This window comes from Salifodinibacter halophilus (genome assembly GCA_012999515.1).
GTDB classification, from domain to species: Bacteria; Pseudomonadota; Gammaproteobacteria; order Nevskiales; family Salinisphaeraceae; genus Salifodinibacter; species Salifodinibacter halophilus.
On sequence record JABEEB010000188.1, the window covers coordinates 1 to 279 of the forward strand.

A 279-nucleotide genomic window follows, 5' to 3' on the forward strand; every position below is an offset into this window, starting at 1 on the left:
CCTCTTCGCGTGCCATGTACATTCCAGTAGTGTGGCGAAGCGATTACCAGGACAGACTGTGGTTTTCGTAGTCGATGTCGGCGAGATCACAGAGCCGATGGAGAAGTTGACGCAGCGATGCTGATCCATAGGGATTCCCGTATAGCGTGAGCCACAACTTATCAGAGTCGTCGTACTTCTCGTCGGTTTTTCGTTGGTCAAGCCAGTGGTCCAGCATCGTCACCGTGCGTTCCTGGAGACTTGTCCGCCAGTTCTCGTCGTTCTTCGAGGACTCGTCCT

1 protein-coding gene is annotated in these 279 nt (G+C 54.1%); it reads right to left on the minus strand.

The genetic code is table 11. The features are described from left to right. Positions 1 to 43: 43 nt before the first annotated feature. A partial coding sequence (locus tag HKX41_11255; protein NNC24708.1) for a site-specific integrase occupies positions 44 to 279 on the minus strand: 236 nt, incomplete at its 5' end.